Raw genomic sequence first — 25,890 nt, 5'->3', positions numbered from 1 at the left:
AGAATTGGCATTTATCTGAAACTAAAAAATCTTAGCTATGATTCCATTAATCTATTTTGACAAACTTTCAATCATAAATATTTATCCAGTACCTTTGATCAAGATACTAGTTTTAACTGAGTCAGATATTGCTCTAGGACAGATTTAGAAGTGCTTTCCAGTGCAGGCGCAAATTGAAGATTGGCTGCCCGAAGAGCGGGGATATTAATTTTGGTTTGGCGTAATTCAGAGGTATGACCAACTAGCCACTTTTCCAAGCTATCGCCAGCGACTTCAGGATGAAATTGCAGAGCCAGAATATTTGATCCTAAGCGAAAAGCCTGATTTGGGTAGAGATTGGAACTGGCTAATAATTCAGCCTGTTCAGGCAGATCAAAAGTATCGCCATGCCAATGTAGCACTTCAATATTTTTCAGATGTTGCAGCGGGTTATTCTCAGCGGCTAGAAGAGTAAGTTTAGACCAGCCAATTTCTTTGCTATGTCCTGCATAGACTTTAGCACCGAGTGCATGAGCAATGAGTTGAGCACCCAGACAAATACCTAAAGTGGGCAAATTCTTTTCTAAACGCACTTTAAGTAAGTCTATTTCTTGTTGTAAGAACGGGTAGTCCTCCGTTTCATAAACACCAATTGGACCCCCTAAAATAATTGTCAGACCTGTATATTCATAAGCTTTACGCAGGTCATCAATACCGGCTTCAAAATAGCGAACACGTAACCCCAGCTGATAAAACACATCTTCCCAAGCGCCTAGGTCTTCAAAAGCCAGATGTTGAATGGCATATACGGTATCGGGGAAGTGATCAAGGTTCAGCATAGCAATCAGGTCTAAATGGAAAATATTTATTTAACGTTATTCTGCAAAAAATTAGAAGTCTTTTTAATCCGGTGAGTTAGCATCAGGTAAGTGATTCATTCAAATTGGCAATCCTCTGTAAGACTATAACTCCGCTTTGTATCAATATGCAGCGATATTTTCCTTTTCTATAAAAAAGGCGTTAGAGTAGAAAGCAGTGGATAATCATAAGAGGCAGGATAAAAAATGCACAATATCTGCTTATATGTCGATAAAAAACGTATCAGTCCTTATGCCATGTCAGTTTATGTGGCTCTAAAAGAGAAAGGACTCAACTTTCAGGAAAAAATGATCGATCTGGATCTGCTGGAACAGCAATCTTTGGCTTATCGTAAAATTTGTCCGAGTGGTAAAGTCCCTTGCCTGATTATTGATGATTTTCATTTATTTGAATCTTGGGCGATTACCGAATATCTGGAAGATGCTTTTCCGGCACCGGATTATCCTGCTTTATATCCTGCAGAGATGAAAGCCAGAGCAAAATGTCGCGCCGTTCAGGCTTTGATGAAAACTGATTTTTCCTCTATCCGACAGGATATGCCTTCAACTTCGATCTTTGTTCCACCTAAAAGGCCTTTAATCGCATCGGCTGAGACTATGCAGGATATTCAGCGCTTACTGGCAATCACAGAAACTTTACTTGAAGAGCTATGGCTCACCGAACAATGGTCAATTGCAGACTTTGATTTAGCCTTTATGCTGCATCGTCTGCTTAGTCACGATGTTGAGCTTCCCGAAAAAATTCAGGCTTATATCCAGCGTAATTTTCAGCGATCTTCAGTGCAGTCCTGGATTTTGGAAAATGAAAAACTGCGGACCCATACTGAGTTCTGATTCTATGTCCGGTAGAGAGGTCAATTTAATAATTTAAGTACTAAGCTTGCTTAATGAATAGACACTGATATTTTAAAAGAGAGCCAAGTTATACAAAAAATTGCTTAAATATAAGTATTACAAGCGTAGGATAGAATGTATAGGCAATAAGAAGTAGCTAAAACTTAACTTAGAATCAGATTCAAATGAAAAGGAGTAAAAGGTGGGTGGATCACATCATCATGATCATAGTCATGTAGAAGTTAGTGCGAAGAATGCCAAAAAACTATCCATCGCCTTAGCCCTGACGACAGTCTTTTTAATTGTAGAAGTTATTGCCGGTTTTATGACTCAGAGTCTGGCCTTGCTTTCTGATGCAGCACATATGTTTACTGATGCCGCTGCACTGGCTATTGCACTGGCTGCAATTAAGATCGGGCAAAAACCCGCAGATGATAAACGTACCTTTGGCTACCAGCGTTTTGAAATTCTGGCGGCTTTGTTTAATGCGATTATGCTATTTCTGGTGGCGATGTATATCCTGTTCGAAGCTTATCAGCGCCTGAGCCATCCTCCTGAAATTGAAAGTCTGGGCATGTTGATTGTCGCTATACTCGGACTAGTCATTAACCTGATCTCCATGAAAATTCTGGTTTCTAGCAGTCAGGAAAGCTTGAATATTAAAGGAGCTTATCTGGAAGTACTGAGTGATGCACTAGGTTCGGTGGGTGTCATTATTGGCGCAGTGATCATCTATTTCAGTGGCTGGATGTGGATCGACACCGTGATTGCGGTCATGATCGGATTCTGGGTCATTCCACGGACATGGATTTTATTGAAACAGAGTATCAATATTCTGCTGGAAGGGGTTCCCGATGAAATCGATATTGAAAAACTGCGCCATGACCTACTGGCGCTAGACGGTGTTGAAGATATTCATCAGCTAAAAGTCTGGGCGATTACTTCCAAGAAGGTGATGTTAACGGTGCATTTAGTTGCGCCAGACGTTGACTATAAAAAGTTGCATCAGGAGGCGTTTGAGATGTTGCACCATGAACATCACATTACCGAGATGACATTGCAAATTGAAGCAGAAGATTGTCCGCCAGAACAGCATCGGCAATCAGCCCATTTACATGAGCATCATGAGCATAAGGAAAGCCATCAACATTAAGTATGAGAAATTTTGCCATCACACTTAATGTATTTTTAAACTTCGATCTTTTATTTTAGCCTTTTAATAATGAAACAATTACATCTTTATAACTCGGTGGCGCTTTCACGTAATCGCGCTCTCGCAACATCTGATGCATTTTGGGCAGATTTTGATGTGGAACAGAGGCCATTAAATGATGTTCAATATGATAATTCACATGAATCGGTGCAACGAAAGCCCGCGCTAGCCAGCCTGCACGGGTGGTACGGGTATTAGTCAGTGCAGAATGGCTAGTTTCCAGACCAGCATGCTCAGCCATTGCCCGGATACGGATAAACAGTGGGAAAGGGGTGATATAAGCTAACGGCCATAATAAATAAAGTTTCGGATGACCGCTGGCCCAAAGTGCAGAAAATAGGGCAGCATTGGAAATCAGCATGCCCGAGCTATTTTTTAACAGATTCTTTGCCAGTTCCAAGTTACTGCGATTACCACGAGGAATTGGTTTCGGATCATTGGAAACACTCCATTCCAGAAGTTCTAAATCCATCAAGACTCGGCCAGCCAGAAATTTTAGGCCGGATTGACCATTTAAATCTCTAAAGAATTTTCTAAATAATGATTGTTTAGTAATTGGAAAGTTTTTCACCAAACCTAAATCTGGATCATCAGGTTGAGAGGTGCCGGCATGATGTTTCAAATGATAAGGACGATATTTACCGACCTCATTCCAGATCGGACGGGCGCACAACCAGTCAGTGAAGTGTGTGTTTAGCCACTTGGTTTTAAACAGACTGTGGTGTGAGGCATCGTGCATTAAAATGGCCATAGCCAGCTGACGACCTGCCAGAATGGCTAATGCCAAGGCACATATCAATATTTTCCCCCAGACTGGTAAATATTCCCAGCAATAAGCGACTGTGCCAAAGGTCAAAACAATCACAGCCCAAGTTGAGCTCACTGCCAAAGCACCCTGTAAATCGGATGGGGTAGTCAGCTCTCTAATTTCTTCACGGCTAAATAGCTCTGTGACACTCACTTTACTGTTCATTATTCTGCCTTGATCTAATTCTTGTATTTCTTATCACTATATTTGAATTAAAATATTACAGTCAATTTATTTTTGTGAGTGTATGGGAAATAAATTATACGCCTTGCTGCTGAAAATATTGCTGCCATAACTGCTGGCCTTGCTCTTCCATACGCCGTACAGCCAGTTCAAACTTTTGTCGGGCTGGAGCATCTAGCCATTCTTCAGGCAATAGCGGATCTGCACGCAGACTAAATACAGCAGATTTCGCCAGATAAAAGGCGGTTTTAGCTGATTCAGCCAAGGATAACTGTTGATGGTTTTCAAACCATTGTTCAATTTCCTGGCTGATATTCAAATAAGTTTGATGCAGGCCATGAATATCCCAAAGTGCTGATACATGGGTGTGCTGATCGATCTCACTAACCTGAAAAAATCGTGCGCCTTGATCCAGGCCAAACTTGACGGCTGCTGATTTAAGCTCGTTCAAACCAAGTTGCAAATTGTCCGGGCGGATAAACACGTTTTGTTCCAGTTCCTGAAATCCATAATAACGCAGGGCTTTTTCCCGTTTAGATAAGGCCGTACGATCTACCCGCCCCAAAGCACCGGTATAAACCAGAATGTATTTGCCATCCCAGGCCATAGCGGTCTGCATATTGGGATGTTTGTTCAGGCTGATAAAAGAAGTATCAAATTTTTTTTCAATTAATTGATAAATGCCGCGTTCTACTGACTGAATGATCTGATCCTGATTGAGTCGTGCGACCGCAACCCGCAAGCTGTTGTCAGAGATTCCTAATAAATCTGCTGCACATAACATCTGTTTGATGCTAACAGTAGAATTATGTGAGGCATAGAGCAGGTCTAGCACCAGATGTCGGGCATTTAGTTTATAAGTCATGAAACTAGATCGTGATTAGAAAATAAGAAATTGGAAACTTTTTGTACAATAGCATTTTGAATAGGAAGAACCAAAGAGGAATACGACTAAAGTGTTTGTATATTCAGGCAATTAATTTTAATTAAAGACAACGTATATGGATAAAAATGACTAGATAAGGTCTTGGTTTTTTACTGGGGCACCGTATTTCACAATCAATAAGCTGGTCTAAGCAGCAAGTCAGCGAAAAAGACCTGAATCTGTTTTTATTTTTTTATTCTTGATTATTTTTAATCCCAGCTCCCTAGGGAACTGGGATTACCTAAAAAATTAAAGTGAAGTGTTAGTTATAACTGCTTCAAAATTGGGTATATGAACAAGAAAAAGATTTCTTACTCACACAAATTACCCTACATATTCGGGTAATTCGGACCACCGCCACCTTCCGGTGTTACCCAGGTGATATTCTGAGATGGATCTTTGATGTCACAGGTCTTGCAGTGCACACAGTTTGCTGCATTGATCTGGAAGCGTTTCGAACCGTCATCATTTTCTATGATTTCGTAAACACCTGCCGGGCAGTAACGCTGAGCAGGCTCATCCCATTTCGGTAAATTGACATCTACCGGAATCGAAGCATCAGTTAACTTTAAGTGCGCTGGCTGGTTTTCTTCATGTACCGTGTTCGATACAAACACAGAAGACAGACGGTCAAACGTCAGCTTGCCATCCGGTTTTGGATAGTTCGGCTTGAAGTTCACTGCATCAACCGTTTTCAGAGTTTTAAAGTCTGGCACTAAATCATGCAGGGTAAACGGCACTTTAAATACGTTCTGGTCGATGAAGTTGAACGCACCACCCATCCATTGACCGAACTTGTGCATTGCTGGGCCAAAGTTACGCGCGCTATACAACTCTTCTTTTAACCAGCTGTTGTTGAACTTGTCTGTATAAGATGTCAGTTCTTTTACAAAGAAGTCTTCACCTTCAGTCACACGTGCAATCGCCAGATCACCGCCTTTTTCTACACCAGCAGCAATCGCTTCAAATACCGCTTCACCGCAGAGCATGCCGGATTTCATGGCAGTATGTGAGCCTTTGATCTTGGCAAAGTTCAGGAAGCCGGCATCATCACCGATTAAAGAACCACCCGGGAAGGTAAATTTCGGCAGAGAGTTAAAACCACCTTTAGTTACAGCACGCGCACCATAAGAAATACGTTTACCGCCTTCCAGATACTGTTTGATTAGTGGATGGGTTTTCCAGCGCTGCATTTCCATGAATGGATACATGTGTGGATTTTCATAAGAAAGATCCACGATCATGCCCAGTGTCACCTGGTTGTTTTCAGCATGGTATAACCACCAGCCTCCTGAAGAACCGGTTTCAGATAAAGGCCAGCCAGCACCGTGCATTACCAGGCCTGGTTTATGCTTGGCAGGATCAATTTCCCAGAGTTCTTTAATGCCGATACCGTAGTGCTGCGGATCAGCATCTTTGTCCAGATTGAATTTCTGGATCAGGCGTTTACCTAAGTGACCGCGACAGCCTTCAGCAAAAATGGTGTATTTGGCATGCAGCTCATAACCCGGCGCAAAGTTATGCGTCGGTTCGCCATCTTTGCTAATCCCCATGTCACCAGTCTGGATACCTTTCACCGTACCATCTTCATGATACAGAATTTCTGAAGCAGCAAAGCCCGGGAAGATCGATACTTCCAGTTCTTCGGCTTTCTGGCCTAACCAGCGCACCACGTTGCCCAGAGAGATGACATAGTTGCCATCATTGTGCATGGTTTTCGGCACCATCCAGTGCGGGGCTTCTTGTGATTTTTCATCTGAAAGAAGGAAGAAAGTTTTGTCTTCTGTCACTGGCACATTTAAAGGCGCACCTTCTTCTTTCCAGTTCGGGAATAGTTCGTTCATGGCACGTGGTTCAAGCACAGCACCCGAAAGAATATGTGCACCGACTTCGGAGCCTTTTTCTACGACACAAACGGACAGATCATTTAAATTGTTTTCAATTGCAAGTTGACGGATCTTGATTGCAGCAGACAGGCCGGCAGGACCCGCACCTACGATCACAACGTCAAACTCCATCGATTCTCTAGAAATATCTTCCATAATAAGAAATCCTGTTTCGCTTAGCGGTATTTTACCACAGTGAAAAAGTTTTTAAATAGAAAGTTGGGAATTGATTATGAAAAAAGCCTCCTAGGAGGCTTTTTCTAAAACGGATTAAGATTTTTGAGGATCGTAGAGTTTTTCTTTGATGAACAGAGCAGGGAGCAAACCACAGATAAAGTATGCAGCACCCATGACTAGGAAGCCTAGACCGATCGAACCGCCAGTTGCCAGATAACCAATGGTTGCCGGAGCAATTGCAGCGCCCAGACGACCGACGTTATATGCCCCCCCAATTGCTGTACCACGTACATTGGTTGGGAAGCTTTCAGTCATATATGTTGCATTCACACCATATGGAATACCATATAGGAAACCGAAGATCACCAATAAGTACAGGATATTGTCTGGTGAGTTATAGAATACGATCAGTGGCAGGAAGATCGCAGTACCAATTGCACCGAAGGCATAAGTAAAACGACGTCCGAATTTATCTGCCATTAAGCCTGCAAGGATTTTACCTAGAATCATCGCAGTATACGTACCCACCATGTAGGCAGTCATTTCCTTGAACTTCATACCCAGTTCACTTTCCAGGTATGTCGGCATCCAGTTATTAACGCCATAGTAACCAAACTGAAGGAAACCAGCAGTTAAAGCCCATAAGATAAACATGTTGCGGTTTTTCTTATCCTGGAAAATCAGCTTCCAGGTCGACTCAGCAGGTTTGTCAGTCACTTCAACTTTCTTGAAGCGATTTTCTTGCCATGCCGCTGGTTCTGGTACCAGAATGTGCATCAAAATAGCCAAGGCAATTGGAATCGCAGCTACATAGAACAGCATGCGCCAGCCGTGATCTGGAATTAACCAGCCCGCAAGCAAGGTCGCAACGATATAGCCAACTGTCCAGCCAGCCTGTAATGTACCTAAAACGGTAGTACGATATTTAGTAGGTACGTACTCAGCCATTAAAGTATTCGATGCAATATACAAAGAACCCAAGCCAAGAGAAGCGAAGAAACGTAATGCACCAAATTGAGCAAAGCTTTGGGTAAAACCAAGACCACAAGTCAATGCCGAAAATAAAAGGATTGAGACAACGACGGTACGTACACGACCGAATTTATCACAAGCCCACCCTCCGAATATACCTCCAACTGCCATACCTGCAAGGGTAAAGCTTCCGAGCATCCCAGCTTCCACAGAGGTTAGGCCAAATTCAGCTTTAATACTGTTTAAGCTGTAGGAAAGCAGCATTAAATCCGCACCATCGACCAGCAGGGCGAGGAATGCAAAGATAAATGCGATTTTCCAGGTATTTGGGCCAATTTTTGAAATTGTATTCGTTATAGCCATCATCCATTACCTATAAAAAAGGCCTGATCGCAAGGAGAGTTGATCAGGCCAAACTTGTTACTGAGTCGCCTCGCGAATCATATTGCGAGCAATAATGACTTGCTGGATCTGCGTGGTTCCTTCATAAAGACGGAATAAACGCACATCGCGGTAGAAGCGCTCAATTGCATATTCACTGATGTAGCCCGCGCCACCATGGATTTGCACACCACGGTCAGCGACACGGCCACACATTTCTGTTGCAAACATTTTTGCGCAAGATGCTTCAGTACTTACGTTCTGGCCGGCATCACGACGACGCGCTGCATCAAGCACCATACATTTCGCTGCATAAATTTCAGCTTTAGAATCTGCCAGCATGCCTTGGATCAACTGGAAGTTGGCAATCGCCTGACCGAACTGCTTACGTTCAACGGCATATTGCAATGAATCTTCCAGCATACGGGTTGCAGCACCCACGCTTAGTGCGGCAATGTGGATACGGCCTTTATCCAGAACCTTCATCGCAGTTTTAAAGCCAACGCCTTCTACACCGCCAATCAAAGCTGATGCAGGGATACGGCAGTTTTCAAAGATCACGTCACAGGTATGTGCGCCTTTTTGGCCCATTTTCTTGTCACGTTTACCCAGTGAAATACCTGGCAATTTACTGTCAACGATGAACGCTGAAATAGCTGCAGCACCTTTTAATTCAGGATTGGTACGTGCCATTACTGTGAATACACCCGCATGTGGCGCATTGGTAATGAAACGCTTGGTACCATTCAGAATGTACTCATCACCATCTTTTACAGCAGTGGTTTTCAAAGATGCTGCATCAGAACCTGAATCCGGTTCAGTCAGACAGAACGAGCCAATAATTTCACCGCTGGCAAGTTTTGGCAGGAAGTGCTGTTTTTGCTCTTCAGTACCATCGATGATCAGGCCAGATGCGCCGATACCGTTATTCGTACCAATCAATGAGCGGAAAGCAGGGGAAGTACGGCCTAGTTCAAAAGCGATATAGACTTCTTCTTCCATGGTCAGGCCAAGACCGTCATATTCTTCAGGAATGGTTAAACCAAATAAGCCCAATTCTTTCATTTGTTGCACGATTTCTGCTGGAATTTCATCCGTTTCTGCAACAATTTCTTCATTTGGGATTAATACGCCTTCTACAAACTGGCGAATCATATCTACCAACTGGTCTAAGGTTTCCTGATCACGAATCATGTCCTAACTCCGTATCTAGGATTTCGTTCTGTCCACATCTTGTCCAATGTGAATAAAAACTCATCACTAAGCTAAATTTATGCGGATACTAATTAAAATTAAAACAAGGATCAATATATACGAAATTATATTTCGCTGTGCGATATATATGTTTTGCTTTAAAATTAGATTTAAATAATTGATTTAATGTGATTAATGCTATTTTTAAGGCGTTATAAAATATTTTTTGTTCATATTTGAATAGTTTACTTTGAACGAAATTTATGTATATTGTTAATTAAATACCGCTGTGCGAAATGAGAAGATTATGGAAAGCACTGAAATTTTAAAATTGACTGTACAGGAAGATGGCGTCGCGATTGTTCAAATCCATCGCCCGGAAGCACGTAATGCCTTGAACCTGGAATTACGTCAGCAACTCTCTGAAGCATTTCAATACCTTTCAAAATTAGATGCTGTAAAAGCGATTGTTTTGACCGGCGGTGAAAAAGTATTTGCTGCGGGTGCAGACATTAAAGATTTCACCACTGCAACTACAGCCCAAATGTATTTACGCCATACTGAACAATATTGGCAAAGCATTACTGATTGTCCGAAACCGATTATTGCAGCCGTGAATGGCTATGCACTCGGTGGTGGCTGTGAACTGGCCATGCATGCGGACATCATCATTGCCGGTGAAAGTGCCAAATTTGGTCAGCCTGAAGTGAAACTGGGCTTGATGCCAGGTGCAGGTGGGACACAACGTTTACTGCGCGCGATTGGTAAATATCAAACCATGCTTTGGGTATTGACCGGTAAATTGGTGAAAGCTGCTGAGGCTGAGCGTATGGGCTTGGTTTCTGAAGTCGTGGAAGATGAAAATACTATTACGCATGCGATAGAAATTGCCCAAACGATTGCATCTTTCTCTCCAATTGCAGTGCAGCAAATCAAGGAAGTGACCAATCTTGGACAGGATCAATCTTTGCAAGGTGCTTTGGCACTGGAACGTAAAGCTTTCCAGATTCTATTTGATACCAAAGACCAGAAAGAAGGCGTGAATGCGTTCTTTGAAAAACGTCCTGCACAATACACTGGAGAATAAGATATGACCATTCAATCTATGGCGCTCATTGGTACTGGTGTAATGGGCATGGGTATCGCGCAAATCGCAGCCCAGGCAGGTCTGGAAGTGCGCTTATTCGATGCTAAAGCAGGTGCAGCAGAAGCAGGTCTAGCTAAACTAAAAAATACTTTAGAAAAGTTGCAAGCTAAAGGTAAATTTACCGAAGAAGTCCTGAATGAAACTTTGGCACGCTTCAAAATCCTGAATAGCATTGAAGAAGTGGCTGGTGTTGATCTGGTGGTTGAGGCCATCATCGAAAACCTGGACATCAAGCAAAGTCTGTTTAAACAGCTGGAAGGTATTGTGTCAGCAGAGACCATTCTGGCAACCAATACCTCATCATTGTCTGTGACGGCAATTGCATCCAATCTTGAGCATCAAAGCCGCATGGCGGGATTCCATTTCTTTAATCCAGTGCCCTTGATGAAAATTGTCGAAGTGATTGCTGGCCTAGCAACAGATGAACAGGTCGTTGCAGATCTACTCGAACTGGCACAACGTATGGGGCACTTCGGTGTGCGTACCAAAGACACGCCTGGGTTTATTGTTAACCATGCCGGCCGTGCTTATGGTACGGAAGCACTGAAAATTCTGGGTGAAGGTGTTACTTCCGTTTCAGAAATCGACCGTATTCTGCGTGAAGGCGCTGGCTTCCGTATGGGACCACTGGAATTGTTTGACCTGACTGCACTAGATGTTTCTCATCCAGTGATGGAATCGATTTTTAATCAGTATTATCAGGAAGATCGTTACCGTCCAAGCGCTTTAACCCGTCAAATGCTGGCTGGTAAAAAAGTCGGTCGTAAAGTCGGTGAAGGTTTCTATAAATATCAGGATGGTCAAAAGACCAATGAAGCTCCGGCTCAGATTGCGCCTGAAGTGACTGAATTTAGCCTAGTCTGGATCAAAGCAGATCTTGAGCAGGATGCCAGCATCTTGCGTGACTATATCCGTGAGCAAGGCTTGATCATCGACAGTGCTGAAACTCCGGCAGCTGACAGTCTGATTCTATTGGCCACTTATGGTGAAGACACGACAACAGCTGCATTACGTTTTGAGGTTGATGTGACTCGTGCAATCAGCATTGATATGCTGACTGATTTTGCCAAGCATCGGACCCTCATGCCATCGATTGTAACTCAAAAAGCTTATATCAACCAAGCACATGCGCTGTTCGCTAAAAATGGTCATGGCGTATCCGTGATTGCTGAAAGTATTGGTTTTGTTGCTCAGCGCGTGTTGGCAATGGTGGTGAACCTGGCTTGTGATATTGCCCAACAGCAAATCGCAACCGCTAACGATATTGATAAGGCAGTGAAACTCGGTCTGGGCTACCCACATGGTCCAATTTCATGGGGCGATGTTTTAGGGGTAGAACGTATCCTGCTGATCCTAGAACGTATTCTGGCGAATACCGGTGACCAGCGTTACCGCCCAAGCCCATGGTTGCAACGCCGCGCCCGTTTAAAACTTTCTCTTCTTCACACTGCTGCAGTTTAAGGAATCAAACTCATGTTAAATGCATATATTTATGATGGATTACGTACGCCATTTGGCCGTCATGCGGGTAGCCTGGCAAAGGTTCGTCCAGATGATCTTGCTGCACATGTGATTAAAGCATTGGTAGAGAAGCATAATTTACCTGCTGATATTTTTGATGATGTGATTCTGGGTAATACCAATCAGGCCGGTGAAGACAGCCGTAATATTGCACGTCATGCAACGTTATTGGCGGGTCTAGATGTGAAAACGCCAGCACAAACTGTGAACCGTCTATGTGCTTCAGGTTTAGCAGCGGTGATTGATGCTGCTCGTGCAATTACTTGTAATGAAGGGGATATCTTCCTTGCAGGTGGTGTCGAGTCGATGTCTCGTGCACCGTTTGTCTTTGCCAAATCTGAAACACCATTTAGCCGTGATTTTAAAGTATTCGATTCAACCATCGGCGCACGTTTTCCGAACCCTGCCATTGAAAAACAGTTCGGCAATGACACCATGCCGCAAACTGGCGATAATGTAGCAGTAGAATACGGTGTAACCCGTGAAGATGCAGACCAGTTTGCTGCAGCATCACAAGCCAAATATGAAGCAGCTAAACAGGCAGGTTTCTTTGCTGACGAGATCGTGGGTGTTGAAGTGCCTCAAGGCCGTAAATTACCAGCAAAATTGGTCGATCAAGACGAACATCCACGTCCATCTTCTAACTTGGAAGCGCTACAGAAACTACGTCCACTGTTTGAAGGCGGTGTGGTGACTGCGGGTAATGCTTCTGGTGTCAATGATGGTGCTGCCGCTTTGATTATTGGATCTGAAGCTGCTCAGGAAAAATTGGGTATCCAGCCAATGGCGAAAATCATCGCTTCAGCGGCTGCGGGTATTGAACCACGTATTATGGGCGCCGGTCCGGTTGATGCGATCAAACTAGCATTAAAACGTGCCAACTTGACGTTGGATGACATGGATATCATTGAAATCAATGAAGCATTCGCATCACAAGTTTTAGCATGCTTAAAAGGTCTGGGTGTGGCATTTGATGATGCTCGTGTGAACCCGAATGGTGGTGCGATTGCAGTTGGGCATCCACTCGGTGCTTCAGGTGCTCGTTTAGTGCTCAGCACCGCCCGTGAATTGCAGCGCAGCGGCAAAAAATATGCTGTGATTAGTCTGTGTATCGGTGTGGGCCAAGGTCTGGCACTGGTCATCGAACGCGTATAAACAAAGGAAAAACACATGGGTGCATTAGAGGGTATTCGCGTACTGGATTTAAGTCGCGTACTTGCAGGTCCTTGGTGTGGTCAAATCCTCGCGGATTTAGGCGCTGAAGTGATTAAAGTTGAACGTCCTAAAACGGGTGATGATACCCGTATGTGGGGACCACCTTGGATGAAAAATGACCATGGTGAAAATACACGTGAAGCGGCGTACTACCAGTCAGCCAACCGTAATAAAATGTCAGTTGCGATTGATATTTCAACGCCTGAAGGTCAGGAACTGGTCAAAGCACTGGCTGCTGATTCAGATGTGGTGATTGAAAATTACAAAGCGGGTTCATTGAAAAAATACGGTCTGGATTATGAAAGCCTCAGCGCGATTAATCCGAAACTGGTGTATTGCTCAATTACTGGCTTTGGTCAAACTGGCCCTCGTGCACCTGAACCAGGTTATGACTTTATCATCCAGGGGATGGGCGGTTTAATGTCTGTCACTGGTGAGAAAGATGACTTACCAGGTGGTGGACCACAAAAAGTTGGCGTGGCTTTTGCGGATTTGACGACGGGTTTGTACTCGACCATTGCCATTCAGGCTGCTTTGCTGAATCGTCATGTGACTGGCCTGGGTCAGCATATTGATATGGCACTGTTGGATGTGCAGGTTGCTTTGCTGGCAAACCAAGGGATGAACTACCTGGCTTCAGGTAAAATTCCAGGTCGTTATGGTAATGCGCATGCCAATATTGTGCCTTATCAAGTGTTCCGCGCTGCCGACCAAGACTTCATTATTGCCTGTGGTAATGACAAGCAATTTGTTGCCTTGAGCGCTGCAATTGGTTTGCCTGATTTACCGCAAGATCCACGTTTTGTGACCAATGCACTGCGTATTCAGCATCGTGCAGAAATCACAGAGCTGCTAGCCAAACATTTCTTGACCAATACTGCGAAGCATTGGGTAGAAGCAATTCATGCAGTGAAAGTTCCGGTAGGCCTGATTAATAACCTTGAACAAGCTTTCCAGGAACCACAAGTGCAAGCGCGTAATATGCTGGTTGAGATCCCCCATCCGTTAAAAGAAAAATTAACGGTGATTGGCTCACCAATTAAATTATCGCGTACACCAGTGGAATATCGTAAAGCACCACCAATGTTAGGTGAGCATACGAATGAAATTCTTTCACGTGTCGTGGATGAGGAAAAACTGGAGGCCCTAAAAGCTCAAGGTATTGTTGGTTAATAAACAAGAAAACCCATAAGTCCAATAAAGAAGCAACTTAATCAAAGTTGCTTCTTTGCTATATACAAGATAATTATTTATAATTTCGCAATGCGAAACACTTATTATGAATTTGAAGGACGGTGAAGACATGTCTGATGATGTACCTGAAACCGATCAGTCGGAAGAAAAATTAATTGCGCCTTTGCGCCATGAGTTATTGCATCCGATCCAAGACATGCAGGATGAAAATGACCGTCAATTTATTACAGCTTTAGCACGTGGTCTGGAGTTGCTGCGCTGCTTTAGTCCAAAGCATCAGCATCTGGGCAATCAGGAACTGTCACAGATGACAGGTCTACCTAAACCGACGATTACCCGTTTAACCCATACCTTGTCTCGTTTAGGATATTTAAAGCAGGTTCCGAATTCGAGCAAGTTTCAGCTCTCAGTCGGCGTACTGTCTTTTGGTTATTCGATGCTGTCGAATTTATCCTTGCGATCGGTTGCTCATCCATTAATGAAAAATCTGGCGGACTATGCTGAAGCTGCTGTGGCGATGGCGACCCGTGATCGTCTGAATATGATTTATCTGGATGTGGTACAGGGCAAAGGCAATGTCACCATGCGTCGTCAGGTAGGAACTCATTTGCCGATTCATTTAAGTTCAATGGGGCGTGCCTGTTTGGCTGCAATGCCAGAAGATGAGCGTGATTTTCTGCTTGATGCGATTCGCCGTAAACATGCTGAAGAATGGCCACAGATCCAAAAAGATCTGGAGAAGTCATTTCGAGACTATCAAGAGCATGGTTTCTGCTTTTCAATCGGTGAATGGCATAAGGATGTGAATTCGGTTGCAGTTCCGTTTGTCCATGAACAGCATGGTCTACTGGTGTTTAACTGCGGCGGTCCAAGTTTCCTCCTCAATGAAGAGAAAATCAAAAATGATATTGCACCACGTTTATTACATATGGTGAACAATATTAGAAATGAATTGGGTTAGAATCTTATAATTGGATATTACTGATTTTTTATTTAAGAGCAGGTTTTTGAATTAAATACCTGCTCTTAATTTTTTATAGAATATAGTGATTTTATTTTCGAGTTGAATAAATACTTAATATTAATCTTTAGTGATCGGATTTTATAAATATAGAAATAAAGTATACCAATAAAAAATAGTTAAGAAAATATTAAATGTTAATTTAAAAATATTAAATAATTTAGGTAAGATTTGTTTTAAGTAAAGATATCATTCAGAGTGGTGCTTAATATATTTATTTTAATAAATTAACTATTTTTCAATGTGAAGTTTACATTAAAAGTCATAAAAATAAATTTTTAGAAATAAATACTTTTCAAATCTAGAAAAGTAAAAAAACATAAATTTTATAAGATTAAATATAATTTACTCTAATGTAATTTTTTAAAAAAACTAAATATTTTAACTCTATAAATTTTATTAAAATAGATAAAACAATCACTTAATTTTATTTTAGATAAAACTATCTATGAATGATTAGCTATTGTTAAAAAAAGTAGTGATTAAACCAGAAATGATTATTATTATCTGTAAAATTATATTGTAAAAAAGTAGAGTAATTGCTTGAAAAATGTTTTTAATAAATCTTTAATTAATACCAACTGTTTAAGTGGGTTTTATTAGGAGTTTCCTATGCAGGTTCAAGTTATTTCAAAAGCGGGCGGTAATAATCAGTTAATAAAAGAGTATTTGGAAAAAATAGAACTCAACAAAGATTCTGTAGTTCTAATAGATGTAAAAGTCGAAGATATAGAAAAAATAGAATATATAAATAACCAGGCAGTAATCACTTTGAAAAGTGGTGAAATAATAGTGGTTAATCAATTTAATCCTGAAAAGAGTTCATTAGTTTTTAGAAATGAACAGTCGGAAATGTTTTTATTTGATTTCGAAACTCTCGACTATAATCCTATCGATAAAATTGAACCATTATTATATGGCCACTTAGAAAGTGCATTTGTCAGTATTTGGCCAATCGCAGGAGGGCTTGCTGCTGCAATTTCAGTTAAATCTAAAGCCAATTTTGTGAGTGGCAAAGACACCCTGGCACCAGAAGCCCCAGAAGCGACAGTGAATGACGAAGGTACTGCAGTAACTGGCCGTACCGAGCCAAATGCAACTGTTGAAGTTAAAGACGCCAATGGCACTGTGATTGGCCGAGGTCAGGCAGATGAAAAAGGTGATTTTACTGTTGCGTTGAATCCAGCCTTGACAGATGGCAAGACTGCGACTGTGACTGCAACAGACGAGGCAGGCAATACTTCTAAGCCAACTACCGTGGCTGGCGGCAAAGACACCCTGGCACCAGAAGTCCCAGAAGCGACAGTGAATGATGAAGGTACTACAGTAACTGGCCATACCGAGCCAAATGCAACTGTTGAAGTTAAAGATGCCAACGGGAATGTGATCGGCCGAGGTCAGGCAGACGAAAAAGGTGATTTTACTGTTGCGTTGAATCCAGCCTTGACAGATGGCAAGACTGCGACTGTGACTGCAACAGACGAGGCAGGCAATACTTCTAAGCCAACTACCGTGGCTGGCGGCAAAGACACTCTGGCACCAGAAGCCCCAGAAGTGACAGTGAATGATGAAGGTACTGCAGTAACTGGCCATACCGAGCCAAATGCAACTGTTGAAGTTAAAGACGCCAATGGCACTGTGATTGGTGAAGGTACAGCAGACGAAAATGGTGATTTCAGCGTAGAGCTTGAAGAGCCACTGACCAATGGTGAAGAACTTGATGTAACTGCAACTGATAAAGCAGGCAATGAGTCAGATCCAACAGCAGTGACAGCACCAGATACGACTGCACCAGATGCGCCGACTGATTTAGCTGTTAGCCAAAATGGTTTTGAAGTGACAGGTAAAGCTGAGCCAAATTCAACGATTACAGTTAAAGATGCAGATGGAAATACCATCGGAACTGCACAAACTGATGAAAACGGCAACTTTAAAGTTACTTTAGAAGAGCTATTAGTAGATGGTGAAGAAATTGATGTTACAGCGACTGATGCAGCAGGCAACGAGTCTGATCCAACTAACTTGATTGTGGATCTTGGCGACGCGGATGCCGACGCTGATGCAGATGCTGATGCAGATGCCGACGCGGATGCTGATGCCGATGCTGATGCTGATGCCGACGCGGATGCTGATGCCGATGCCGACGCGGATGCCGATGCTGATGCAGATGCCGATGCGGATGCGGATGCCGATGCCGATGCAGATGCAGATGCCGATGCCGATGCAGATGCAGATGCCGATGCCGACGCCGATGCAGATGCTGATGCCGACGCGGATGCAGATGCCGACGCGGATGCTGATGCCGATGCCGACGCGGATGCCGATGCCGATGCAGATGCAGATGCCGATGCCGATGCAGATGCAGATGCAGATGCAGATGCCGATGCCGACGCCGATGCAGATGCTGATGCCGATGCTGATGCTGATGCCGACGCGGATGCTGATGCCGATGCCGACGCGGATGCCGATGCTGATGCTGATGCAGATGCCGATGCGGATGCGGATGCCGATGCCGATGCAGATGCAGATGCCGATGCCGATGCCGATGCCGATGCGGATGCCGATGCCGACGCCGATGCAGATGCTGATGCCGACGCGGATGCAGATGCCGACGCGGATGCTGATGCCGATGCCGACGCGGATGCCGACGCCGACGCGGATGCCGATGCCGACGCGGATGCCGATGCCGATGCCGATGCTGATGCCGATGCTGATGCCGACGCGGATGCTGATGCCGACGCGGATGCCGATGCGGATGCTGATGCCGACGCGGATGCCGATGCGGATGCCGATGCCGACGCCGACGCGGATGCCGATGCCGACGCGGATGCCGATGCTGATGCCGATGCTGATGCCGATGCTGATGCCGATGCCGATGCCGATGCGGATGCCGATGCGGATGCCGACGCGGATGCTGATGCCGATGCCGATGCCGACGCGGATGCCGATGCCGATGCGGATGCCGATGCGGATGCTGATGCCGATGCCGATGCCGACGCGGATGCTGATGCCGATGCTGATGCTGATGCCGATGCCGATGCGGATGCCGATGCGGATGCCGACGCGGATGCTGATGCCGATGCCGATGCCGACGCGGATGCTGATGCCGATGCGGATGCCGATGCCGACGCGGATGCCGATGCTGATGCCGATGCCGACGCGGATGCTGATGCCGATGCGGATGCCGATGCCGACGCGGATGCCGATGCTGATGCCGATGCCGACGCGGATGCCGATGCGGATGCCGATGCTGATGCCGATGCCGATGCCGATGCTGATGCCGATGCCGACGCCGACGCTGATGCCGACGCTGATGCCGACGCTGATGCGGATGCGGATGCGGATGCTGATGCCGATGCCGATGCGGATGCCGATGCAGATGCCGATGCGGATGCTGATGCTGATGCGGATGCCGATGCCGATGCGGATGCCGATGCCGATGCGGATGCCGACGCTGATGCCGATGCGGATGCCGACGCTGATGCTGATGCTGATGCGGATGCCGATGCGGATGCCGACGCGGATGCTGATGCTGATGCGGATGCGGATGCGGATGCCGATGCGGATGCCGATGCGGATGCTGATGCCGATGCGGATGCTGATGCCGATGCTGATGCCGATGCGGATGCCGATGCTGATGCTGATGCCGATGCCGATGCTGATGCCGATGCGGATGCCGACGCTGATGCCGACTCAGAGCCATTAACTCAAGCACCAACAATTACAGATGACCAAGAACCAGGTCTAGGTGTTGTGGCTAATGGTGGAAGTACAAACGACACTACACCGACGTTGGCAGGTGTGGGGGCGATCGCTGGTTCACTAATTACAATTTATAATGGTGATGACGTACTTGGCACCACAGAAGTTGCGGAAGATGGTAGCTGGTCATTTACTCCAACGACACCACTAGAAGAAGGTGAATATTCTATTTCGACGACTCAAACGGAGCTAGGGAAATTAGAAAGTGAAAGATCACCTGTTATTGAAATTAGTGTCGATGTGACTGCACCGGCAATCGACTCAATAGAAGTGTCAGAAGACAATACTGCAATTACTGTGACTACAGAGCCAAATGCAAATGTAGTGATTACAGATGCTGAAGGTAATGAGCTAGCGAGTGGTCAGGCAGATGAAAATGGTGCTTATACTTATATATCAGAGACTCCATTTGCGGATGGTGCTTTAATCAATGTTGTCGTCAGTGATGCTGCTGGCAATAATACAACTGACGAGATTCGTGCAGGTATTGAAGAAGTTGTTGCCGCTGCCGATAACAATGTTCAGTTGGTATTAGAGGTAACTCCGACTCAAAATGCAAATCCAACACCAAGTAATTTGAATAGTACTGGCTTTACAGTAGGGGCAGTGGGCCTTGGACCAGTCCTCAATGTGAGTGCTCTTGAGAGTGTCCTTAGTTCATCCGTAGAAATTGATGTAGCGGAAGGAACTACACGGGACCTTACCTTCTATGCGGATGCGGGTGGTATCACTGTCGGTACGATGGACCTGTTCATGTACAAGCGTAATGCCACTACGGGTGAGTGGGAGCTCAAAGAGAGCATTGAAAACTGGTATACCGTAGTTATTGGGGGAGCTGCTCAAGCTATTACACGTAACTTTGATGAAGGCGAGTGGTTGCTGGTATTAGGCAATGGTGAGGGCTTGTCGCTTGCGACTGGTTATACCATGCGTTTCACTGGTGATGTGGTCAATGATTTCAACAATCCGGTTGCGATTACAGGTACATCGGCAGGTAATGTGATCACTGATACAGATTATCAATCTGGTACTGATCAAGTTCCAGAAGGTAGTTTGATTACAAGTGTTAATGGTACGACCTTGAATGCTACAGGTGTGACTACAGTACAAGGTCAGCATGGTACTTTAACGATTCAGCCAGATGGTACGTATAGCTACTCTGCTAATTCGGATTTCCGTGAATATGGTGAAACAGATAGCTTTACTTATGTCATTACTGCCCTAGATGGTAAAACAGCAACTGCTGAGCTCAACATCGAATTAGTTCGTATTCCGAGCAATGAAGATGTCATTATCGATGATACCGTTACGCTGACGGTTCAACCATTAGAAACTGTGTTGACGGGTGATTCAGTCACTATTGATAATGCAACAGCAATTAATGTGTTAAATCTGGGCGTTGCGGGTGATGTGCTTTCTGCGAGTGTTATTGGTACAGAAGGCGTCATGGACTTTACCGTCGATGAGGGTACACTTCGTGAATTAACTTTCCAAGGAAGTGGTGGTGGTCTATCGATTGCTGTAACTTATGGCTTTACCATTTATCGTCAAGATGAAAAAACCGGACTCTTTGTCCAAGTTCATCAAGAACCAGAATTCCTGTACGTTCCGCTCGTGGCAAGTGGAACAAGTGCCCCATTAAGCTTATCGTTTGGTGAGGGAACTTATGTAGCAATTATTGCTGCAACAGGAGGTGTTGATCTTGTAGGTGGTGCTAGTGTCGAAGTTACGGTTGATAAGACCTATGATTACAATACGCCTGTCCAATTAACTGGTACAACTTCGGGAGATGTCACCACTGATGATACTGTGCAATTGGTGGAAGTGAATGATCAAATTGTACAAGAAGGTACAGCAACAACAGTTGTTGGACAGTTCGGTACTTTGCTGATTAACTTTGATGGCACCTATACATATACCGTGGCCAAACCAGCGGATACGACAGGATGGCAACCACCATATGGTGAAGTTGAGCGTTTTGAGCTTGTAAAACAAGCTGCAGACGGTACTTCATTCATTGATATTCTGAATATCGCCATTCAAACGCATGAAGCACTGGATGATATTGAAGCGATTGTTATTGATTTTAGCAGCGCTTCTGACCGTACTTTCGCTGCAGAAGAAAGTGCATTGAGTAAAAATACCGTTGCAATTGATTTTGAATTGACTGGTAACCAGTTTGCTGAGCAGTTAACTGTGAATGCTAGTGTTACGCGTAGTGCACTTACCAGCACGCCAACAGCCTCTATTGTAATTACTAAAGATGGAGCAACTGTATATGATGGTTCTATAGCTGTAACATGGGGTTCTGGTGTTGGTCCTGCGGCCTATAATGGTTCTATATCGGTTCCAATTACTCTTCCTAATGGAATAGACTTTACGGCTGGTGGATATACGGCAACCTTAAGCTTGAATGGTAATGCCACCAATATCCGGAACTTTACAAGTGCTGAAATCACTGGATCAATCGTTAATGATGTTTCAGCGAATGGTGCAACAGTAGCAGCGCTTGAGGGAGACTTATTAGAAAAAGATGTGTCTCGTGGAGAAGTTGATATTCTGAAGATTGGTCGCCAAGAGTTGTATGTAAATGATCCGAACAAAGGTGCAGATTCATTTACAGTACAAGGCCAACATGGTGAGCTTACACTGAATAAGGATGGTACATATTCTTATCAACCTTCTGGTGAGAGTGCAGGTATAGAAACATTTACCTATACCACTATTTCCAAAGTGGGCACTGAACAAACGGCAACGTTTGAAATTAGTGTAGGTATGAACCTAACTGGCTCAGATCTGGATGAACAGGTAACGGCTTCTGATGCTGTGGATACTTTCGCTTTCGGCGGAGGGGCTGATACAGTTATCTATGACGTACTAAATGCTGGTCAAGATGAAGGTACTGCTGATATCTGGACCGATTTCAGTCAAGCTGAAGGTGATCAGATTGACATCAGTGCATTGCTCAGTGATCAAAATGTGGATGATTCTACATTAGGTGATTATGTAACGCTTGAGCAACGTGGTAATGATACAGTGGTCACTATTGATCGAGATGGTTCGGACTCGGATGCTACATTCGAACGAACTGATTTGATTATCTTGAGTAATACCATTGCAAATGATCTTATCTTAGATGATTTGATTAAATACAACATTTAACTAAATAGATAAAAAAAAGAGGCTCTTCGGAGCCTCTTTTTTTATTTGAATAATTCCTAAATATACAAAAAAAAACAAATTATACATAAAATAACATTGCCACTTAATCTCTTTCAAGTATTCTGATTTTGACTAAAAATTTATATAAAATAGATATATACAGGCTATGGAAATTAACACACAAACTCAATATTTAGGTTTTAGAAATAAGTTAACGAATTGGTTGAGTGACAGCTTAAATCGTGAAAAACAAGCGCAATATGTCATTTTTTTTTCTTATGGTGGGGTAGAAAAAAGATGTCAAGTTTGGAACACGGCAGCTCCCGATGCTAAAACTGCGATTAATCGAGTTCTAAAATTTGTTGAGCAATTATTTGAAAAAAATAGAGTTTTACCAGCGTTTTTGAAATTTGATATCGTTCGAAATATAGAAAAAAAACCATGGTTAGATATTAATAATGAAGTCAATAAACAAAAGCATAATAACCATTATCGTAAAGGCATAAGCTTCGATTCAAATTTTGAAGTTTGCTTTTTGGAGCAGGAAATTTATGGTCGCGCTTTAATTCGAGGAATTGTATATAATCAGCCCAACTTTTGGGATGAAAAAAATATTAATGACACGATTAAAGTAAAATACCCAAAATTAAATAAAAAAATTGAATTAGAAAAACTAAACCATGTTTGGGTATTTGATACGACCAGTGTTATCTATGAAAATGATCAATTTATTCCACTGCATACAGGCTACCCATTTAATGGGGTGCGTATTTTAGAGGAAAATAAAAAAACTCATATTGAATCGATCATTGAGAAAAATGCTGAATTTTTACATCGTGAAATTCAAGAAAATGGACAATTTGTCTATGGTTATTTCCCAGCCTATAATCGATTAATTAAAAGTTATAATACAGTACGTCACTGTACCTCTCTATACTCTCTAATAGAAACCTTTGAAGTACAGGAAAAGCCGGAGTATTGGCCAAAAATTCATAAAGGCATCCAATATGCACTTGAAGCCTTTTATCGTGAAGTCAGTGCAACTACAGCTTATATGATTGATGGACCTGAAGATAAGTGTGAAATTAAATTAGGAGCCAATGCCGCTTTAATTTTAATGTTGACTAAATATCAGGAAATTACAGGGGATGACCAGTATTTAAAATATGCTGAAAATGTGGCGCGTGGTATCCAGACCATGATTAATCATGAGGGGGAAACTACTCATGTTTTGCATTATCCGAGTCTCGAATTAAAAGAAAAATTCCGTATTGTTTATTATGATGGTGAAGCGGCTCTCGCTTTATTGCGCCTTTATCAGATTAATCAGGATTCGACTTTACTTGAAACTGTTAAGCTGATGTTTGAGCATTTTATTGCTAAAAAATATGAAAAATATCATGATCACTGGTTAAGTTACTGTGTTAATGAACTAACTAAAATTGATCCACAAGAAAAATATTTCGAGTTCGGATTAAATAATTATTTAAAACACATGAAATTTATTAAAGAGCGTAAAACTGCTTATGCAACGTTTTTAGAAATGATGATGTCAGCTTATAAAATGGTAACCCGTTTGAAAGAGCAGGGTAAGGATAGTTTATTTAATCAGTCTAAGTTTGAAGAACTTAAAGAATTAATAGAATGGCGAGCAGAATACCAGCGTACAGGATTTTTCTATCCGGAAGTTGCAATGTATATGGCTGTGCCAAAAAATATTTTAAATGCCTTCTATGTGCGGCATGATCGTTTCCGAACCCGAATTGATGATCAGGAACATAACTTGTCTGGTTATATGGCTTATTTAAATTATTTTAAAAACTAAAAGGTGGAGATTTTTATCTTATTTAGAAATAAATCAATAGCTAACTTGATATTTAAATTCAATCTTAAAGGTAAGAAGTATGGCGATCTTTGCAATTTTAAAACCAAATAATGTAATGACAGATGTCGAAGAAATATTTATAACAGTTGCTCAAAATAGAGGTCATCAGGCTTACCTATTTACTGCTCAAAATGTTAATTTTCAAACAAGAAAAATTAATGGAAAAACACTAAATATGGGGGTGGTAGTAGAACAAGAGTTTGATTTTCCACACGTAATCCAAAATAGATTAGCTGTAAATTTAGAAGATAAGGATATTTATATTAAGCTAGCAGAAATGATTCCTTTTACTTCAAATCGCGTTGGAACGAAGAAAGAAGTAGATAAAAAACTTCATTCTATTCCAGAACTTAAAGATTATTTAATTAAGGTGGAGGAATGTAAAAACTTAGATGTTATTCAAAAATATATTAATAAATATAAAAAAGTTATTTTAAAACCAGTGGCAAGTAATCAAGGGAAAGGTATTTACAGCCTTGAACAGCAAAAAAACGGTTATGTGGTTAAGCAACTTGCTGATACAACAAAATTAAATTGTGAAGAATTAGAAGATTTCTTTATAAACCACATAAAAAATAAGGGCTATTCAGTTAGTCCATTTTTTAAAAGTGAAACTGTGAATGGGCAAACTACAGTTTTTCGTATGCATTTAACGCGTGGTGCAAGTGGTCAATGGAAAATGATTAAGTTTTTTCCCTACGTTAATATTAATCCAACTGTCGATATTACGAATGGTATGCAGGGTGCCTTGATCACAACTAGAGAAAAATTATTTTTACAACAAAATTATCCTGAAGCTTATGAACTAATTCAACAGAGAATACGACATTTATTTAAAGTTTTTCCTCTCGCCTTTCAAAAATGTTATGGCTGGCGTTTAGATGGTTTAGGCCTTGATTTAGGAATTGATCAAAAAGGTAATATTGTAATTTTTGAAGTCAATGCCGGAGCAGGGGTTGGTTTTATGGCGTATCCGGTTGCTAAAGCACAAGTCGAATATTATGAATGGTTAAAAGATGCCGCTAAGCCACCATTCAAAAACTTTTTTCTTCCTCTAAACTTGAGAGAAAAAAAAGTCTTTGCGTGAATTTGTGTTGATAAATTTCATTGTTTTTTTAATACTTTTTTTTAAGGGAAGAGCTACTTATATTCAATTTTTCTATAAGAGGTATTGAATATAAGAAAATAGAACCGATTTTTATTTTTTGGAAAAATTAAAAAAGTTTTTTGATTCAACTTGGTAATCTTGTGGTTTGAGAATATTTATGTTTATTAGTTATTTGGATTTATATTTTGCGTCAAGTCTTATTGCAAAAATAAATTATTGCGCTTCAAATATTAATCTTAAGAAATTTAATTTGTGAGGTTTCAAAGAGTTTTATGAAGAAATTGATACTAGGGCTCAGTCCATTAATTTTATCTAGTATAACCCGAATCGCGGATAAAAAATTGACTTGAAAAATAAGAGGACTAGAGCCATCAGTTGAGTTACCACACAAAACTTAAAACTCTAGTCCCGATGTTTAATAGTACCGAATTATTTTGCGTAATTG

At 42.4% G+C, this 25,890-nt stretch carries 16 protein-coding genes; 10 read left to right on the top strand and 6 right to left on the bottom strand.

All coding sequences use genetic code 11. From position 1 onward, the window contains the following. Positions 1 to 98: 98 nt before the first annotated feature. A complete protein-coding gene (locus FTV31_RS03735; RefSeq protein ID WP_180013102.1) occupies positions 99 to 818 on the bottom strand; it encodes a glutamine amidotransferase in 720 nt (239 codons plus the stop codon). Between the two features lie 225 nt (positions 819 to 1,043). On the opposite strand from FTV31_RS03735, the gene yfcF reads away from it, so the two are divergent. Both yfcF and FTV31_RS03725 read left to right on the top strand, forming a co-directional pair. Further along, positions 1,044 to 1,691 (top strand): glutathione transferase, encoded by a 648-nt coding sequence (gene yfcF / locus FTV31_RS03730; protein WP_180013100.1) that lies wholly within the window; start codon positions 1,044 to 1,046, stop codon positions 1,689 to 1,691. Between the two features lie 202 nt (positions 1,692 to 1,893). Beyond that, positions 1,894 to 2,844 (top strand): cation diffusion facilitator family transporter, encoded by a 951-nt coding sequence (locus tag FTV31_RS03725; RefSeq protein WP_180013098.1) that lies wholly within the window; start codon positions 1,894 to 1,896, stop codon positions 2,842 to 2,844. 55 nt (positions 2,845 to 2,899) lie between these two features. Here FTV31_RS03725 and FTV31_RS03720 read toward each other — a convergent pair whose 3' ends face one another. From FTV31_RS03720 to FTV31_RS03700, 5 genes are all read right to left on the bottom strand, one after another. Next, positions 2,900 to 3,877 (bottom strand): fatty acid desaturase family protein, encoded by a 978-nt coding sequence (locus tag FTV31_RS03720; protein ID WP_180013096.1) that lies wholly within the window; start codon positions 3,875 to 3,877, stop codon positions 2,900 to 2,902. 94 nt (positions 3,878 to 3,971) lie between these two features. Further along, positions 3,972 to 4,760: a PaaX family transcriptional regulator C-terminal domain-containing protein gene (locus FTV31_RS03715; protein WP_180003915.1), complete on the bottom strand. Its 789-nt coding sequence runs from the start codon at positions 4,758 to 4,760 to the stop codon at positions 3,972 to 3,974. Positions 4,761 to 5,149: 389 nt separating this feature from the next. Beyond that, positions 5,150 to 6,862, bottom strand: a complete 1,713-nt coding sequence (locus FTV31_RS03710; RefSeq protein ID WP_180013094.1) for an electron transfer flavoprotein-ubiquinone oxidoreductase — start codon at positions 6,860 to 6,862, stop codon at positions 5,150 to 5,152. A 114-nt stretch (positions 6,863 to 6,976) separates the two neighbouring features. Next, positions 6,977 to 8,218, bottom strand: a complete 1,242-nt coding sequence (locus tag FTV31_RS03705) for an MFS transporter (RefSeq protein ID WP_125279311.1) — start codon at positions 8,216 to 8,218, stop codon at positions 6,977 to 6,979. A gap of 57 nt (positions 8,219 to 8,275) precedes the next feature. Then, positions 8,276 to 9,430 (bottom strand): acyl-CoA dehydrogenase family protein, encoded by a 1,155-nt coding sequence (locus FTV31_RS03700; protein WP_166135179.1) that lies wholly within the window; start codon positions 9,428 to 9,430, stop codon positions 8,276 to 8,278. A 307-nt stretch (positions 9,431 to 9,737) separates the two neighbouring features. On the opposite strand from FTV31_RS03700, the gene FTV31_RS03695 reads away from it, so the two are divergent. The 8 genes from FTV31_RS03695 (at position 9,738) to FTV31_RS03660 (ending at position 25,424) form a co-directional block, all read left to right on the top strand. After that, positions 9,738 to 10,517 (top strand): enoyl-CoA hydratase, encoded by a 780-nt coding sequence (locus FTV31_RS03695; RefSeq protein WP_180013092.1) that lies wholly within the window; start codon positions 9,738 to 9,740, stop codon positions 10,515 to 10,517. A gap of 3 nt (positions 10,518 to 10,520) precedes the next feature. After that, the gene (locus FTV31_RS03690; RefSeq protein ID WP_180013090.1) at positions 10,521 to 12,038 is read left to right on the top strand and encodes a 3-hydroxyacyl-CoA dehydrogenase; all 1,518 of its coding nucleotides are present in this window, start codon (positions 10,521 to 10,523) and stop codon (positions 12,036 to 12,038) included. 12 nt (positions 12,039 to 12,050) lie between these two features. Further along, complete coding sequence (locus FTV31_RS03685) at positions 12,051 to 13,253, top strand: 3-oxoadipyl-CoA thiolase (RefSeq protein ID WP_180013088.1); 1,203 nt, start codon at positions 12,051 to 12,053, stop codon at positions 13,251 to 13,253. 15 nt (positions 13,254 to 13,268) lie between these two features. Further along, positions 13,269 to 14,486 (top strand): CaiB/BaiF CoA-transferase family protein, encoded by a 1,218-nt coding sequence (locus FTV31_RS03680; RefSeq protein ID WP_180013086.1) that lies wholly within the window; start codon positions 13,269 to 13,271, stop codon positions 14,484 to 14,486. Between the two features lie 130 nt (positions 14,487 to 14,616). After that, positions 14,617 to 15,468, top strand: a complete 852-nt coding sequence (locus FTV31_RS03675; RefSeq protein WP_180013084.1) for an IclR family transcriptional regulator — start codon at positions 14,617 to 14,619, stop codon at positions 15,466 to 15,468. A gap of 672 nt (positions 15,469 to 16,140) precedes the next feature. Next, complete coding sequence (locus tag FTV31_RS03670; protein WP_180013082.1) at positions 16,141 to 22,452, top strand: BapA/Bap/LapF family large adhesin; 6,312 nt, start codon at positions 16,141 to 16,143, stop codon at positions 22,450 to 22,452. A 166-nt stretch (positions 22,453 to 22,618) separates the two neighbouring features. Continuing rightward, positions 22,619 to 24,277, top strand: coding sequence for a poly alpha-glucosyltransferase (locus FTV31_RS03665; RefSeq protein ID WP_180013081.1), 1,659 nt, complete (start codon positions 22,619 to 22,621; stop codon positions 24,275 to 24,277). A 79-nt stretch (positions 24,278 to 24,356) separates the two neighbouring features. Continuing rightward, positions 24,357 to 25,424, top strand: coding sequence for a YheC/YheD family protein (locus FTV31_RS03660; protein ID WP_180013078.1), 1,068 nt, complete (start codon positions 24,357 to 24,359; stop codon positions 25,422 to 25,424). Positions 25,425 to 25,890 lie beyond the last annotated feature (466 nt).

Source organism: Acinetobacter sp. YH16031 (assembly GCF_013417335.1).
In the GTDB taxonomy this organism is placed as follows: Bacteria; Pseudomonadota; Gammaproteobacteria; order Pseudomonadales; family Moraxellaceae; genus Acinetobacter.
Note: the sequence above shows the minus strand (reverse complement) of the source record. Positions and strands in the feature narration are given on the sequence as shown.